Genomic DNA, 15,322 nt, shown 5'->3' with positions numbered 1-15,322 from the left:
TTTTTATAGTGTTTTTTAGTTTATTATTTAATGGCTCCAAATCGTATTAGGAATGGTGATCTCAGCGCTTCCTGCTGCCACAGACAATTGTAGCCTATGAGGAAAGTGCCGCTTACTTTACTATTTATACGGTAACGTTTCATGATGCCGACATAGGCGGCTTGCTGCTGACCGCCGAAGGCATCTTTTAAGGCATTATTGGCTGGGGGCTGTGTGGGTGTGGGGTTATTTTGATGTTCGGGCAGGTAAGGCCTGTCTGCGGGGCGAAAGGTTCTTTCATAACCTGCCTGCAGGCTGAAGCCATACAGTGCTTTCCAGTCGGCAAAGGCTCGGGCACTTACCCCTTCGTAAGTAAGCCTGATGTTTTGCCAGTTCCTGCCCAGGCCGGTGCTCAAACTTATACCGATGCCATAGCTTAACCTGGGTGTGTGCTTAAAAGCAACGGAAGCGCCCAGTTCCAGCATGGCCGGGCGCAGCTCATCGGTACCGGCTCGACTAGTCTGGAAGTTGTATTGTGTTTCCAGCCTTTGCGAGACGGGCTTTCCGCGTTCGGGGTTCTTTTGGAAAGCGGGTTTCTCTATGTGTTTTAGTTTATCTTTTGTTTGCTTGGCTTCATTTATAGTTTGTTTGGCCTCAGCGATCCCTTTCTTAGCTTCGCTCACTTTACCCGTAATCTCGTTTAGTTTTTCGCTGTAATCCTGTACCTGCTGGGCCATTTGTTGCTGCACAGCACTGAGATTATTACCTAACTTTTGTTGCAGCATGGCGTTTACCTGGCTCTTGGTCTGGTAGCCCATTCTTTGCAGGTCTTCGGCAGTTGCATTATTGCTCAGTCCGCCAAAGGCATCCTGATTGCCATTGAGGTATTGGCTAAAGCCCTCGGTGCCCTGCAGGTATTCCAGGGCTTCTTCTTCAGCCTCATCCGGATCATCGGCCAGCTTTTTGAAAGCCTTCATTTTTTCCTGGGCATAATACACATTCTTTTGTATGCTTTGCAGGCCGCTTATGTTTTGGCCAACGGCCAGTTGTTCGAGGTTACCGGTACGCTGTTTGATCAGATCGTCTATATGCTGTTGTCCGCTTAGCTGCTGTTGCAGCTTGTTCAACTCGGCGGTATAAGGCGTATTGATCCCTGCCTTATCCACTAATGCGGTAGCACCGCCCAATTTGCCGCTTTGTTTTTGGATGAAATTTTGTACACCTTTAAGGCTGTCTACCAGGCCTCTTTTCTTTGCAGCCAGGTGGTTCAAGGCGCTGGTATCCTGCGATAACCTAGCTATGGAGTCGTAGCTTAGTCTTTGCTGCATGTACTGCCAGTACAAAGTAGAATCCTTTGCTGCCAGTTTTCGGGCTATTTTACCTTCCTTGTGCTTCAGTTTTTTGAGTAAGCGCTGTTGTATTTTTCCCGAACGGCTGAGGTATGTAGTTAGATCAGCACTGCGGTTATCCAAATACTTTTGGGCATAGCTAATGCTTTCCGGTATTTCTTGTGCATAACATTTTTGCCCCTGATTGCATAGCAGGAAGGCAAATAAGTAAGCCAAGCAAAACCAGAACAATTGCTGCATTGTTAGTGATTATATAAGCTTTAACAAAATGAAAACGGGCATACCGATAACCTTCAGAGTCATAGCTCGTCAGGAAATCATTAAAATGGATGGTCGTTAATGGTATAATTGAAAGTTATGCTCCTTTCAATGTTCAAAAAAACACTGCACTTAAAATATTAGATAACTATACAGATATGATATTTGGGTAGCTCGTATCAATGCGGATGCAAATATTATACTCCTTTCCGAATTCTCCTACAGGTAAAAACCTGTTTTTTTTATCATAACTTAATTTCTGGTTTAAGAAAAGGAAACCCTCCACTTTTTAGGGTGGAGGAATTTCCCGTACTATCCAAACACCAAGCTTGCAAATGCTATGACCATTGCAATGACTTCAAATCTTGTTTCAGGTATGTTTTCCATTTTCATACTGCTTTATTAGATATTAGATTGGCAATATTTCAGAACATCATTTTATAACACCTCACTTAGGTTAAAAGAAGAGCCCTTCAAACTACAATAGAAGGACTCTTCAAACCAAACAACTAACCTTATTTGCATAGCAATAATATTTGCAGAAATCAGAACAGAAAAATTATTGTGTGGAATAGCACTTTTTTAAGCCGAATGATAAGTTTTGAGCTGAATAGGCTTTTTTTTGGCCGAACACTAAACATTAAGCTTAAAATACCCGTCTTTTTTAATTGATTAAATATTTATTTTGCTATATGCAATAACTTAAACCAACTAAAAATGCAAAAGAAACAATCCAAAAAGGTAGAACTGAAAAAGATCAAGATCCTGAGTATGGGACAAGGTCAATCATTGAAAATCAAAGGAGGCGATACAGGTGTTGGCTGTTCTCCGGCGGGAACAGCACTATGCACGATCGCTCCCCGATGTTAATTTTTTTGTTATTTAAACTAAAGTTGTTACTATTACATCAGACGGTATTATTACCGTCTGATTTTTCATAACACCAACACCCACCACCAAATGCCAAGGCTACCTAAAACCATTCTGTGGCATATCGTTGCATGGATATGCTATACCATTTTAACGTTAAGCGTATATTCAGATAACGAAGGATTCATCGCCGCAATCCCTGAAACGGTAACATCTTACATCGTTGCTGCCCTGGTATTTTACTCGCATATCATTGTTCTAAGACGCTTCTTGAGCAGGCAAGGATATTTGCCCTATGTGATCGCATTACTATTGATACTTGTAATGAATTTTGGACTAAAATACTTCGCATTCCTGCATGTTTTTCCAGCCTTGTTCAATCGACAATCTTCCGCTCAAGGGCTATCATTAAAACCGCTAGTTACAATATTTAGTTTCCAAGCATTGAACTTTCTAATATTTTCTGCAGGATACTGGTTTGGCCAAAAGCTTCTAGCAAAAGAAAAAGATGGACGCGCCTTAGACAAGCAAGAAGCTGAAAAAGAAAAACTCCTTCTGGAGAATGCTGCATTACGCGCTCAGATCAACCCTCATTTTTTTATAAATACAATGGAATATATCCGATCGAAGGCACAGGAAAATTCGCCTGAAGTAGCCGACGTGCTCGCAGATTTATCCAACTATTTTAGTACGTGTATTACTGAAGCTGATGAAAATGGAAAAATACCGCTCTTTGATGAGCTTAGGGCAATTGATAGCCTGGTCAATATTTTTGTTTGGAGATATCCGGGTGCTCAGGTAGAATATGATATCGCTATTTGCGATAACGTCAATATTACACCACATGTATTGGTTGCCTTTGTAGAAAACGCTTTTAAGCATGGGACCTTTATGAATCCGGAAGACAGGCTCATTATCAGTTTGAAGCAGGATGATGATGATTTCAGCATGTATGTTTACAATAAGAAAGGGAACAGAAAGGATGATTCTACGGGTATCGGCATTCGGTACATTCGCAGCCAGCTAGACCGATACTACAAAGATGAGTATACACTCGAAACCAATGAATCCCATTTAGACTACGAAATCAAGTTGTTCATCAAAAATCTAATGCACGAATCCAATGAGTATCAAATGCTATATCATAGATGATGAGGCTGCTGCAATTGTGCAATTGAAAAGAGAGCTGGAAAAAATTCCAGTGATTGATATTGTCGGGTTTACCACTGATCCCTTCGAGGGACTTGAGTTCTTAAAAGTTACCAAAGTGGATGTGGTATTTCTCGACATCAGTATGAAAAAAATAACCGGGCTTGAATTGGTTCGGTTAATTAGCAATAAGGTAGTGTTTATTACTGCAAACGAAAAGAATGCTATTGATGCTCTTGCCTTCGCAAATGTCATTGATTTTATTGTTAAGCCTTTTCGTTTTGACCGTATCGCAATAACAATTCAAAAAATAGAGGCCATTTTTCCGGCTGCCAGAGATTTCGTTGAAGATGAGGGGGCGCAAACCTATCCCATGAAAACAGTCTCAGGTGTGCAAGAAATTCCGTTCAAGGAGATAGTTTACATCGAGGCAAGTGGATACTTTTCTACTGCACATTTAAACGATATGAAGGCAAAGGTTGCACTACCGCTCATTAATGTGGAAATATTGTTTCCAAAATCACTCTTTGTAAGAGTTCACAGATCCTGCATCGTAAACCGGAAGAGGATAACCAAAACAATACATGGGGATGTTATTATGGATAATGGCGATGTAATTAAATTAGGTGCAGCCTTCAAAGACAATTTGAAAAAATTCAGGTCAAAATAATTCTGCAGTACTATGGCATGTTGATTAGAACTGAAATAAAGTAGTAATATCATGGTCCATGCGAAGGATCAAAAAACGATTAATATAACCTTTTATTACTTGTAAAAAATTCTTGGAATCTGTAAAACAGTTCTATTGTTTTATTTTCGTTTCCAAGCATAACAATGTGTCACGCATCGGTAACATAATGTTATTATATCGCGTTTCTGGTCAGCCTTTATTTTTAACACTATTAACAAGTATTTCTTAAATATGGATAAGCAATTCTTTACCCCGATCGGTAAAAGATTGAAAAAATCAGAACGTTGAGAGGGTTTAGCCAGGCAGAATTGGCAGACTATCTTAAAAAGACACGCCAGGCCATTTCAAAAATCGAGAAGTCAGATACTAAAGAAGAAGACAAACTTATCAAGATAGCAGAAGCGCTCGGCGTTTCTGTTGAGGCTATAGAGACCTTCAATGAATAGAGTACGATACAGAATATTTTCAATGAGCAATGTTCAGGATTCAACTTTAATTGGACCTTTAATCCAATTGACAAAATAGTAGAGCTGTACGAAAGCATAGCCCAACTTGAGCGCAAAAAAATGACATCCTGTTGGAGCAATTGAACAAGCAAAATAAATAGACACTTAACAATGTAATAATTCAAGGCTACATAATTGAACGTAAATTGATCCAGCCAGCAGCAGATGTAATGCAATACCGCTGGCTGGATTTTGGATTTAATTTTTCCTGATGACAAGATGCTGCGTTGCCGGATCATTCATCATCCTGTTCATTTCAGAATGGGCAATTTCCTGAATGTCCTGCTTTATTTGCAGGAAATTTCTTTCCACCATTGCCCGGTCTATTTTCCGGATTACAGGTATCTCTTTGTAAGCCTTTTCTTCCTTTTGAATGGCTGGTATATCATTGAGGATTTCACAATGAAAGGCTTTTAGCGGGATCTTGTTATCCGGATCATCGGCCACCATGCCTACAAATTCACCACTACTTAGTCCTGCAATTTTGCTTGCAGGTACGGCAGATTCCAGTTGTTTTGATTTACTTATAGAAGTGTCACCGGAATTAATGGATAGACTTTGACGGTCCTGCATGATCTTGCCGATCCTTTCACTGAGCTGCTTTGCGGTATCGCCCATCACCTGGCCGGATATCACATTGCCCACGATATTCATAATCACATCGGCTTCGTCCTTACCGTAATCTTTACGGAGTTGCGCCATATCCTGAAGGCCTAATACGGTAGCCGATTTTGCTGATCTGGCAACGGCAATATGATTGGAGATGCCATTTAAGAACAGCGTCGGGAACTCGTCGAAGATTAAACAGTTCTTTAGTTTATCCTTCTGATTAACGATTTTCAAAAGCCTGTTGACAAACAAACTGATCACAGCGCCATAGATTTGTGACTTCTGGGGATTGCTGCCGATACAAAGAATCTTAGGTGCCGTAGGGTTGTTAATGTCTAAGCTGAGGTCATTCCCACTTAAAATATAATATAAAGAAGGAGATGCCAGTCGGCCCAAAGCGATCTTAGCGGAGGCAATCTGACCTTCAAGTTGCTCCATCACATCATTGATGTAAGCATTGATGAAGGGATTTACTAGGATCTCAATTTCCTTTTCTGAGCGAAGCAAGGTGAATAGGAAATCGTATTCTAACTGGAGAAATTCTATGACATGAGGTAAGGTACAGAAGGTGCCACCTTGATACTTTTTTAGATACCAAATGACCGCTGTAACCAAGTTGATTGGGCTCTCCACGAAGAAATCCCCAACCTTCACTATCCACGATTTGTTAAGACCTAAAAGGATGGTACGCGCCGATTCTGTAGCATCGGTGATGTCCAGCATCTGCGTTGGATCAAGGGGATTACAACGGTTGCTACGGGATAGATCATCAAAATTAATGGCGTAAAATGCCGGCGTTACTTTATAAAGGTGCTTGTTCTTTAGCCAGGAATTATAAGCGATTACCGAAAGGTCCGGATACTTGAAGTCAAAGATGAATTGAGTGTACTGTTTGGCACTTGTTTGTGTTATAAAGTGTCGTATAACGAAAAAACTTTTCCCACTCCCTGGGGTTCCAAGTACTAAAACCGCGCGAAAAATATTGATATAGTTAATAAATGATCGCCGCCACTTGCCCTTCAATTTGTACCGGGCAGGGAGGTTTACCGAATACTCATTTTCCAATAGCCGCTCCTCTTGAGGGAAGGTTTCATTCTCTGAATTGAAAATATCGTCCTTTAAATTATCCTTTATAATCCTGGAAAGAAGCGTACCACCGGAGAGCATCAATAAGAAACCGATTGCCAGGATGCCCATATAGGTCATGGCCTGGACCATGATATCCATCTTGGGTAACAGGGCAAGAAAGCTGAAAAAATAGAGCAATAAACCGGTAATGATATAAGCCATTGCGGTCTTGTAATTCATCTTTTCATCTTTCTTTCCCTTTGCTCCGAGCAAGGATATGATCAGAAATACCAGGGCAATTAATTTTGATTTATGGAAATTGCTGAAGAGTCCGGTACTACGGATATTGCCGAGCAAGCGGTCTGAAAATTCAGAAGTGAACTGCCAACTGTGGAAGGCAGCATATAAATAATAGTAACAATGAATAAGGAGTAATACAATGCTGATCAGCCTGGTCATATCCAGAATCTTCCTCAATGCCTGTTCGTTTTCACCTGTCTGCATACCCATGCTTTTTGTCTGTTAAGTGTTATTGGATTTTTTCTTTTTCTTTTTTTTCTTCTTGCCGCTGAATTCGTAGGGCACATAATCTGTAGTGTATTCAGGCTCCATCATTTGCCAGAATAGGCTCTGGCCGTTATAAACCTGAGTGTTCCCGTGGAAGTCTTTTGTAGTGGTTAATACCGAGGGAGGGCCATGCCAACGGGGTGGCAGAAAGGGAACAGGAACCTGATTGAGTGGAAAACTACGGTATTGTTGCACTGCAAACGGGGCTAGTTCTGGCAGGGGACATATCCTATCCGCAATGCCTTTGGCACTATATGCTGTTCCCAGATCGCGGCCATTAAAGACACATTTATTCTTATGGTCTACATAGGTAATTCCATAAACGATCCCTGCTTCGCTGCGCCGTATTACCGTATGGATACCTTCCGGCTTAAGGACTTCTGCGAGGCGGGCCAGGCTATCTAGGCCGGGTGTACGTAAGGCGAGGTCAATCGTGTTTTTAACGCGCTTTTTAAAAGGTACCTTTGCTTTATCTCCCAAGGCAAACTGCTCATTCAGGGCGTTTAAGGTTGGTTTATTATAGAATGCACTAGCCTTCAAAGGCACACCGACCGCTTTACCCTGATCATCCAGGATGCGGTACAGCAGTCCATTATTTTGATATACACGAGAATCTTTAGTGCCTCTGTCCGCCCTTACATTATACTGTCCAAGTAATGCATTCAGTTCGGGAAGGGAGCTGTAATGATAAGTTTTCAGTAGGGCGTTAAGTACATTGGCTATAGCTCTTCTGGAATCCGAACGCCCATAGATAACCTTTGAATTGTATGCAGGTTTTAATACATTTTCCGCCTTTGGATGGGATTCGGCCCGTACCAGGTTGTAGCTGATTTCGATCTCTTTCCTCGCCGGTTCAGACTTACGGATGCCCAGGTGATGCAGGCTGATCGGATCACCGGAGGCTTCGATATTAGTGGTCAGCAAATGCACATGCGGGTGACCGGCATCGAAGTGCTGGTAGATAAGATAGGGCTGGTTCCCAAAGCCAATCTTATCCATATAGGTATCCGCAATCTCTATGAGACGCTCTTTGGAAAGGCTTTCCGAAGGATCAAAATTCAGGGTAATGTGCAGGCTATTTACCTTTGCCCTGGTGTTGAGTCCGGCCAGTTTCTGCAACATTCCCAGCCGCATTTTCTCGGTCAGTTCATCGAGTTTCAGGGGATAATTTTGCGCATGCAACAGGGAGGCCACACCTTCTTTTACCTTGTTCTCATTGTAGTAAAAACTGTTGCGGATCGACTCGCCGGGGCTTAGGATTGCAACCATTTCTCGGCGGTCTTGTTGATGTACAATCTCATTTCCTCCATGCTTTTCTGAAGGGCCTTCCTGTCCATTTCAAAGAGCAGGGTCCATGCTTTTATATCGGGATACCGATCAAGGGTGTGCAGCTTATGGACGACCTGGTTGAGGTTATTGGCAATCCCATTGAAGTCTTTGCGGAGTTCAAAGAGCGTTGCCATTATGTCTTTTAAAGATTCGTTTACGACCCCCTTGTATAACGGTTTTTGTAGCAGGACACTGCGGATATAATTACTGATCCGGCGTTCAGTTGTGGATTTAAAGTACTTATCGAGCTGTAGGAACTCAGCTTCGGTAAGACGCAGATGCACTCGTTTGGTGCGATTGTTTTTCTCTTTCATCACTGTTCTTTTTCACTTAAAAAATCATTTGTTGTTTAAAAGGTACTGACCACGACTCCGGAGTAAGGGCAGAAAAATTCCGGTTGTCGCACAACCGTTCATCTTGCCGATTACAGGGTTCACAGGTAATCCCCTTATTTTTCCTGTAATTGGAAGTCTTTTTTTTACTTAAAGGGAATAATGGTACGGTCAGGGGGGCCTGCTTTCTGTACCGGGTGATTTTGGAAGAGGCACATTGCTATGGCATAGAAAATCGTTCAGGTCTTCGTACCCCTGATAGAAATGACTTTGGTCATTGTATTTACCGTTTTGAGAACAGGCAAGGCGACTGCAATTTTGTCCGGTGGTATTATGATCGAGGTAGAGGTTAATCTTTGCGTAGGATTCCATTACGGGCCTGGCAGCATCAAAAAAGGAAAGGCTGTTGAGGATCAGAAAATCAGTATTGCCTTGAGCCAGATCCGGGAACAATACGAGGAAGGAAAGGAAATCAAAAAATCCTTCAAAAATGGCGATCTGAGTGAAACCGTTTCGGATAGTGGTGATGCCTTTAGGAGAGGAACTGGCTTTAAAATAAGGATTACGGATTTCAAAACCACCTTTGTAATTTTTAAAGCCCAGACCAAAGAACCTCCTCCCATAAAGGTGATATCGTATTTCGGAGCAATAGCTCTGGGCAATTGTTAATGGAATGCATCTTAGTTGAAGGTAACGGATCAGGGCGGGAGCGGAGATTTCCTGGGTAAGGGAAATGATAATCTTTGGTGCTTCGGCTATCCTTTCTTTGTTTGCAAGAGCAATAGGCTTTTGAAAAGAAAAACCAGTAGTAAAATGAGCCAGGAATTCTGCAACGGTACACTTATGAAAACGGGTACCGAAATCTATGAGATTACCGCCATACCCTTCGCCAAAATCATAGAAGCGGTTGCGTTTCCCGCTGATTTTAAACGAAGGTGTTTTCTCCTCCCTGAATGGAGAAAGATACCAATAATCTTCGCCTCTAATTTTTGCAGGTTCAAAGCCTATCGAGGACAGATAGGCCACCATATCTATTTCGCGAACTTCCTTGCAGGAAAGCCTTTTTTTCCAGATTCCCATACCTCACCGTTTTCCTTCTGCACTGTTACTGTTAAAGGATACGAATGTAAAGCGAGGGTTTGGCAGGAACACATCCTATGTAAATTTTACACAGGATAGCAAAGCGCACTATATGTACTTTTGGAAGGTGAAGTTGAACCATTAAAAATGAGTGTATGACAGCAGATGAGGTGAGCGTCATTTATGACGCCGTGTTAAGTGTTCCTGGCATGGAGGATACAGTAAAGATCAATCTATCCATCAGCAGGAAAAAAGTGTTATTGCTAAGTCAGGTTATTGAGGCCGGCCTGAAGGCCAAGGATGGAAGCCTGGTGCAGCTTATTGCAAGCCTGCCAAAGGAAGCGGCAGCGGAGATAAAAATGCTGAAGGAAGAATGCCTTGATAAGGCGGGTCTAATCGAGTTGGATAAGAAGTTAAGCAATCTGGCACTGAAGCAGTAGGATCAACATCGTTTCAAACTCAGTAAAATCAAAAGAGAGCCGGAAGCTCTCTTTTGATTTTACAGGCAAGAGTAATTTAGATATGCACAAAGGGCACCTGCGCAGATAAGGTCGATTTTTTACGAAACAAATATTTCGTTTGAAACGTGAGGCTCAACCAATAAGGCTCCACTCTTGGCCCAGGAATCTTTATGAATAACCAATTTTTTTTCATCCTGGTCAAGATGAAGTATAAATTCAACACCATTGATAATTATTCTTAGGCGATCTACTTCTTTAGGCTCTTCCTCTTTATTGAATTTTATTAGCATTTGCCGTTTTTGTTAAAAATATTCGGTAATAGATATACAGTAAATGATGTGTTTTCTATTTAAGAATTTAATAATCCGTTTGATTCAAACGACAATGACCACGTGTCCTTTGCGACGTAATCTGTGCCTTTCCATTTTTTTTAGAAATTTCCATTGACTATTTTTGCAGCCGCTATGCTTGATCCAATTTTTATTAAAAACGGGAACTTTCTTATCCACACTTTCGGACCTGAAGAAATACAAAGGATCAGCAGTATTGCCCAAGATGTTTATGCGATATTTTCCGATGAAATGACCTTGAAATTCCTTCCCCAAAAGAGATTGCAATCTGTTCAACAGGCCGAAAAGCTTCTGAAAACAAATCTGCTCAATTTCCATGCAGGAAAGAATTACTTACATTTCATTACAGACGAACTAACAGGGAGGGTTATTGGACTAATTGATATTATTTCCCCCGATACAGCAAAAGAACATTATGACTTTTCGCAATACCCGCATTTTATTGAGTTCTATCTGGCAGGAGCGAATGCCGGTAAACTGATTATGTCAAAACTTTTACCTGTTTTTATTGAAGTGATAAGGGGTCAGAACCTGAAACAGTTGGGCGCAGTGGTTCACCGACATAATGTAAGCAGCATTAAAGTGCTGAAGAGGTCTGGATTTAAATTAGAAGCGGGATTTGATTCTATTCAGGATTTCTACAAAATCAGTTTTGATTGAAATGTCAGTATCGGAATAAATACAGTCCGCGTAGAAGCAGGAAATACCATTGGATAACTGCAGCGGAAACGCTGCACCATTGTAGCGCGAAAACTATGTCACCGAGGATACGAGGTGGATAGTTTTCGCGGCGGTTTCCCGCCGTTTTAAGCGACTTTGATGGCCGTTGTATGCATTGACTCCAGGTTGTGGAAGATCACTCTGTTTTGGGTCATTCCCTTGCGAAACAGATGCCAGAGTAGTGTTGCTCCGATTTCCGCAATGGAAGGGTTAATAAAAAGGTCTTGTTTTTCCAATGCTTCGGCAGTAGAACAGGAGGGAACGCTCGTTTCGTCCTGACTGAGCAACAGGTCATAGAATTCATCGGTCACCATCGGCAATAGTCCTACAGGCTTGTACTGTTTGGATTCCGGTTGTTTAATTTCACCAACAGTAGAGAGTACCACCTGCCCTGTAAATTTTGCATTTCCACAATCCAGCCAGTAATAACATTGATCCCTTCGGTGGCAGTTATTACCTTCCGCTTCCCAAAGGACATCGGCAATGTCAAAGCGGGCACTGATGGTATCTACGCAGGATATGGTTATGTTGGCATAGGCTTGCCCGACTGCCCAACCGTTCCGGTCTTTGCCATATTTTAAGGGCATTGCTTTCCAGTTTGTTCCTTCAAAGCAGTTGATCCGGTTGATCAGCGCAACGCATTTATGCAATCCGACTTCACAATCAGCAAAAAGCTGCCTGCCCTGGTTGGCCTGGGTAATTATATCATCATCAAAACCAGTAACATGCAAGCCAGGGTGATCGAATGCTTTCAGGCTATGGTGTATCTTTAAAAGATTGGTCAGCATGGCCGATCCTGTTCCGCCCGCCCCGATCAGGTTCACTGTAACCGGGTTGGTGGGATTGAGCAGGTAGTTTGCGGTAAAGTGCATTGGGATTAAGGTATTCATGAGAGGATGTTTTTAAGGGTCAATTTATTAGGGGTTAATTCTTTTAATGGAAATTTCTTGTGACTGCCTATAAGACTTTGCCAAAGGGAAATGATATTGCCTTTTACCGGGCTGCGTTGTCTGAGCAGATGGGAGAAATAGCTGTTAAAGAAATACTGCTCCCATCGCGCTATAAAATCATCCAGGGTGCAATCATCGGCTATGTCGATTTTTACTGTTCCCATGCAAACCTTGCCATCCTCATAAATATTAAAAAAAGGGGCGTGGTACAGAATACTATCCACATTAGGTTTGCCTGTGTCTATGAGGGCATACACCGACAAACTTTCTTTTGTCGCTTTCCAGAGTAAGGGCGATATCCATGCCTGACCATTAGCAATACCCAAATCCTCTTTAAAAAAAAGATGGGCTTGTTGTTTCCCGGTATACCAAACAGCAAAGCCATTGGATTCTGGGTTAAGGTATAGTACATTTTCAGGCAGCAGACCTTTGGGTTTCAGATAGCCCCGCTTAAAGTCTCCGGATTGATCTAATGCTTTGGCAAACATTCTCCTTTCTTTCAGGCTAAGAGGGTGCGCATTGATAGGGCATCCATTGGCATCAAAGTTGTAGGATTCTATATAGATGTCCTTTTGGTAGCTGCCGTTTTCGTAAACCACTAAAAAAGCGGATTGAGGATAATAACACCTGCCAAATTCTTCTGTAATTTCTTTCATGGCAATTCGTATAAGTAGGTTTTTAATTCATATAGTAACGGGAACAACTTCCCTTCAAAATCCAGTCCTATAGGACGGGCATTGTACGGTTTATCAAAAAAGAGCGTTTGTTTGGGTTCTTTCGTTGTACCGCACTCACCGTAATAGTCATTTATGGATTGTACCAACATGGCGCTTGTCCATCCTTTGGTGTCATAAACAAAGGAAATATATTGATCGACCCTTACCGTTTCTTCGTAATTTTCATCTGGCTCAATGTTACCAAAAGCGGTCTTACCGGGGAAGTCGCGGTATAGCTGCCATACCTTAATGCTTAGGCGGTGAAATCTCCGTTCCATTGGGTTAGCAGGACAGAAAGATGTTACCCTTCGCTCAAAATCATTCAGGTGGGAGGGATCGGACAAAATATTTTCCATCTGGTCACCCACATAAATAGTTGCGTCCAGTTCCTGACGGTTACTTGCATAGTCTTCGTCTTGTTCCCTTTCCTGTTCCCATGAATGTTCCAAATATTCCTCCAACATTTCGTATTGATAATAAACATCACAAGTCGGACACCTGTAGTACGGAATATCTGCAACATGGTATAAGTAAGCAAATACAGACAGCAGCATTTGAGATAATGCTATGTTGGTCTTATCCTGGATCAATCTGTAAAGGGGCAGTATAGGAATATGATAGAGTACATTTGCGGTATTGTAGTTTAACTCCAATACGATAAATGTTTGTTGCTCCTGCTTCATAATCTGTACCTGGCAATCCATTATACTGCCGAGTTGCTGTTGCAGGTCGTACCGGGCTAGTTGTACATTGTACGGGTAGCTATAGGCCGAAGTGTCCATCGGGTTAAGGCCGTAGGCTGCGGCGATATAGGAAAGGGATATAAAAAAATCCCTTTCCGTATCTTTTTTCTTCGGCAATTCGTTGCAAGGTTCAAATAATGGTAAAAACCTGTGTTTTAAAAAACCATTGGCAAGCGGCTTAGGGGACAGGATCGGTTTTTGTTTTCTATTGCCCATGCTGCGTCGGGCAACTTGTCCAGTTCCCCGCCGAGACGAGCCAAATTGTGATACAGTTTGCATAGTTCCTTACTTTTGGGTTTTACAATTATTCCTGTTAGTTTCTTCTTTTTCATATTCTATCCTTTTGTGCCGATTGTGCTGACAAATTTGTACTGTATACTATCATCCATTATTTCCGGCCCTTCAACAAATGCAGTGGTAAGGATCGGATAGGTCATGGCGTAAAAATCCCGGACGCTATCTTTATCGAAGTCCGGTGAAGGATCGGACAAGTTGAGTTGTTCCCCTTTATGTTCAAAGAGAAATACTCTTGGGAGTGTGGTTGCCAGTAGCATAATATTTTTGTTTTAGGGATTAAGCATTAAAAAGGTCAGGGGCAAAGTGGGCTGAAAGTTCTTCCCGTCTTTTTCGTAAGAAGTCTGCCTGGTCGGGATAATCACCGGGTTCAGGTACTTTCATCCAGGCATCCCGGTACTTGCCCTCTGCTTCTAATTCCTTAGCCTTTTTTAATCCGGCATCGTACTTCTTTTCACTTTCTGTTTTCTCCTTGTCAGCTTTGACCGTTTTTTCCTTTTGCATTTGGGAATTTTTATTGGCCGCTTCTAATTGTTTACGGTAATGCTCCATATTATTGAAAAGTTGAACGGTATCGGTAACAGCCGATTTAAGGTCGCTGAAAAAAGCGGCGTCAATTTTTGCCGGAACCTCATTAAAATGAAGGGGTGGTATCCTATGACTTGCCGGGTCGGTGCAAGCTGCATCTTTATACAATGCGGATACAACTATGCGTCCGTTTGAAGAAGGCTTTATGGCAATGATCCATTCCCCTGTGGGCTGTAGGTCAAAAAGGTGCTGAAAAAATCTGGTTTCCATGTCTTTTAGTTTTAATTTTTAATTGTGCTTTTTATTCAACGCTGTTTCCATAATAATTGCAGGTCGTATCCCTCTTCCTCAAATAGAGGATTGAAGTACTGCGATACTATTTTTTTGCTGTAAGTACTGGATTGCCTTTTGTCTATGTACTTACATTTGGTTTGCGATAACCATTTACAAACTGCTACTGCGTCCCTGGAATCATCGCAGGTGCAATCGCCTGAAAGTTTAAATGAAAATTCCCCCACCCTGAACCAATAGAAATTTTCCTGAAGCTGCTTCATCGTAAGCGGCCTTTTGCAGTCGGTCAACTGCTTTAAGCCTTCAGGGTGGAAGTTGATATAATCTACATCTTCCTTTAAATCCTGCCATGAGGCGAATTTGCTACAAGTATTTGCACCATAATTGTCGGTTAACTCCTGATTGAGCAGGTCAATAAAAAAATCGTTTTTATGTTGCTCTTTTAAAACAACGGTCATATAAAGTCCCATAACAATTTTATT

At 41.8% G+C, this 15,322-nt stretch carries 18 protein-coding genes; 6 read left to right on the top strand and 12 right to left on the bottom strand.

The window, feature by feature from the left end:
- Window positions 1-23: 23 nt before the first annotated feature.
- Window positions 24-1,568, bottom strand: coding sequence for a hypothetical protein (locus tag R2S08_RS10090; RefSeq protein WP_316835063.1), 1,545 nt, complete (start codon window positions 1,566-1,568; stop codon window positions 24-26).
- 735 nt (window positions 1,569-2,303) lie between these two features.
- On the opposite strand from R2S08_RS10090, the gene R2S08_RS10085 reads away from it, so the two are divergent.
- The 4 genes from R2S08_RS10085 (at window position 2,304) to R2S08_RS10070 (ending at window position 4,742) form a co-directional block, all read left to right on the top strand.
- Window positions 2,304-2,456 carry a hypothetical protein gene (locus R2S08_RS10085; protein WP_316835062.1) on the top strand — a complete coding sequence of 51 codons (153 nt, stop codon included), beginning with the start codon at window positions 2,304-2,306 and terminating at the stop codon, window positions 2,454-2,456.
- Between the two features lie 90 nt (window positions 2,457-2,546).
- Window positions 2,547-3,608 carry a sensor histidine kinase gene (locus R2S08_RS10080; RefSeq protein WP_316835061.1) on the top strand — a complete coding sequence of 354 codons (1,062 nt, stop codon included), beginning with the start codon at window positions 2,547-2,549 and terminating at the stop codon, window positions 3,606-3,608.
- Complete coding sequence (locus R2S08_RS10075; RefSeq protein WP_316835060.1) at window positions 3,580-4,275, top strand: LytTR family DNA-binding domain-containing protein; 696 nt, start codon at window positions 3,580-3,582, stop codon at window positions 4,273-4,275. The genes R2S08_RS10080 and R2S08_RS10075 overlap by 29 nt, the downstream gene beginning before the upstream one ends.
- Window positions 4,276-4,562: 287 nt before the next feature.
- Window positions 4,563-4,742 (top strand): helix-turn-helix transcriptional regulator, encoded by a 180-nt coding sequence (locus tag R2S08_RS10070; protein ID WP_316835323.1) that lies wholly within the window; start codon window positions 4,563-4,565, stop codon window positions 4,740-4,742.
- Between the two features lie 258 nt (window positions 4,743-5,000).
- On the opposite strand, the gene mobC is transcribed toward R2S08_RS10070, so the two are convergent.
- The 4 genes from mobC to R2S08_RS10050 all read right to left on the bottom strand — a co-directional run bounded on the left by mobC (window position 5,001) and on the right by R2S08_RS10050 (window position 9,787).
- A complete protein-coding gene (mobC, locus tag R2S08_RS10065) occupies window positions 5,001-6,983 on the bottom strand; it encodes a conjugal transfer protein MobC (RefSeq protein WP_316835059.1) in 1,983 nt (660 codons plus the stop codon).
- An 18-nt stretch (window positions 6,984-7,001) separates the two neighbouring features.
- Window positions 7,002-8,315, bottom strand: coding sequence for a relaxase/mobilization nuclease domain-containing protein (locus R2S08_RS10060; RefSeq protein WP_316835058.1), 1,314 nt, complete (start codon window positions 8,313-8,315; stop codon window positions 7,002-7,004).
- On the bottom strand, window positions 8,300-8,689 hold the full coding sequence (locus R2S08_RS10055; protein ID WP_316835057.1) for a plasmid mobilization protein: 390 nt from the start codon (window positions 8,687-8,689) through the stop codon (window positions 8,300-8,302). The genes R2S08_RS10060 and R2S08_RS10055 overlap by 16 nt, the downstream gene beginning before the upstream one ends.
- 189 nt (window positions 8,690-8,878) lie before the next feature.
- Entirely contained in the window at window positions 8,879-9,787 is a 909-nt protein-coding gene (locus R2S08_RS10050; RefSeq protein ID WP_316835056.1) for a CHC2 zinc finger domain-containing protein, read from the bottom strand.
- 155 nt (window positions 9,788-9,942) lie between these two features.
- Between R2S08_RS10050 and R2S08_RS10045 the strand changes: the two genes are divergently transcribed.
- On the top strand, window positions 9,943-10,227 hold the full coding sequence (locus tag R2S08_RS10045) for a hypothetical protein (RefSeq protein WP_316835055.1): 285 nt from the start codon (window positions 9,943-9,945) through the stop codon (window positions 10,225-10,227).
- A gap of 119 nt (window positions 10,228-10,346) precedes the next feature.
- On the opposite strand, the gene R2S08_RS10040 is transcribed toward R2S08_RS10045, so the two are convergent.
- On the bottom strand, window positions 10,347-10,538 hold the full coding sequence (locus R2S08_RS10040) for a hypothetical protein (protein ID WP_316835054.1): 192 nt from the start codon (window positions 10,536-10,538) through the stop codon (window positions 10,347-10,349).
- A 153-nt stretch (window positions 10,539-10,691) separates the two neighbouring features.
- Between R2S08_RS10040 and R2S08_RS10035 the strand changes: the two genes are divergently transcribed.
- Entirely contained in the window at window positions 10,692-11,258 is a 567-nt protein-coding gene (locus R2S08_RS10035; RefSeq protein WP_316835053.1) for a GNAT family N-acetyltransferase, read from the top strand.
- Window positions 11,259-11,404: 146 nt separating this feature from the next.
- On the opposite strand, the gene R2S08_RS10030 is transcribed toward R2S08_RS10035, so the two are convergent.
- From R2S08_RS10030 to R2S08_RS10005, 6 genes are read right to left on the bottom strand one after another with little or no spacing between them, the layout of a single operon-like run.
- Window positions 11,405-12,208 carry a PRTRC system ThiF family protein gene (locus R2S08_RS10030; RefSeq protein WP_316835052.1) on the bottom strand — a complete coding sequence of 268 codons (804 nt, stop codon included), beginning with the start codon at window positions 12,206-12,208 and terminating at the stop codon, window positions 11,405-11,407.
- Window positions 12,205-12,924, bottom strand: a complete 720-nt coding sequence (locus R2S08_RS10025; protein ID WP_316835051.1) for a PRTRC system protein B — start codon at window positions 12,922-12,924, stop codon at window positions 12,205-12,207. Before R2S08_RS10025 ends, R2S08_RS10030 begins: the two co-directional genes overlap by 4 nt.
- A complete protein-coding gene (locus R2S08_RS10020) occupies window positions 12,921-14,006 on the bottom strand; it encodes a hypothetical protein (protein ID WP_316835050.1) in 1,086 nt (361 codons plus the stop codon). The genes R2S08_RS10025 and R2S08_RS10020 overlap by 4 nt, the downstream gene beginning before the upstream one ends.
- A 56-nt stretch (window positions 14,007-14,062) precedes the next feature.
- Window positions 14,063-14,281, bottom strand: coding sequence for a PRTRC system protein C (locus R2S08_RS10015; RefSeq protein ID WP_316835049.1), 219 nt, complete (start codon window positions 14,279-14,281; stop codon window positions 14,063-14,065).
- Between the two features lie 19 nt (window positions 14,282-14,300).
- Window positions 14,301-14,819 carry a prtrc system protein e gene (locus R2S08_RS10010; protein ID WP_316835048.1) on the bottom strand — a complete coding sequence of 173 codons (519 nt, stop codon included), beginning with the start codon at window positions 14,817-14,819 and terminating at the stop codon, window positions 14,301-14,303.
- Window positions 14,820-14,854: 35 nt separating this feature from the next.
- Window positions 14,855-15,310: a hypothetical protein gene (locus R2S08_RS10005; protein WP_316835047.1), complete on the bottom strand. Its 456-nt coding sequence runs from the start codon at window positions 15,308-15,310 to the stop codon at window positions 14,855-14,857.
- Window positions 15,311-15,322 lie beyond the last annotated feature (12 nt).

The organism is Pedobacter nutrimenti (assembly GCF_032678445.1).
GTDB lineage: Bacteria > Bacteroidota > Bacteroidia > Sphingobacteriales > Sphingobacteriaceae > Pedobacter > Pedobacter nutrimenti_A.
This window is presented reverse-complemented; position numbering and strand designations above follow the sequence as displayed.